Origin of the sequence: Dyella acidisoli (assembly GCF_030160295.1) — a bacterium.
GTDB lineage: Bacteria > Pseudomonadota > Gammaproteobacteria > Xanthomonadales > Rhodanobacteraceae > Dyella_B > Dyella_B acidisoli.
This window is the reverse complement of sequence record NZ_BSOB01000018.1, coordinates 1-209: the sequence shown is the minus strand read 5'-3', so window position 1 is coordinate 209 and position 209 is coordinate 1. Positions and strand designations below refer to the sequence as shown.

Annotated in this window: 1 protein-coding gene; it reads left to right on the top strand. The window is 64.1% G+C overall.

Features of this window, described 5'->3' with window-relative positions:
• On the top strand, positions 1-209 hold a 209-nt coding region (locus QQJ86_RS11130; protein ID WP_284321016.1), incomplete at both ends, for a hypothetical protein.

Below are 209 nucleotides of genomic sequence, written 5' to 3'. Positions count from 1 at the left end.
GTCAGCACCGCGCAAAGCGGCGCCGTCGATACCCTGAGCTGGAACGCGACATCGTCCACCTGGACCTGGACCGATGCGGCCGACAGCACTCAAGAAACGTATAACGCTACCGGTCAGCTCACCGCCCTGACCGATACGTCCAGCGGCGCGAGCTACACCTTCAGCTACAGCAACGGCCAGCTCAGCCAGATCGTGGCCAGCGACGGCGA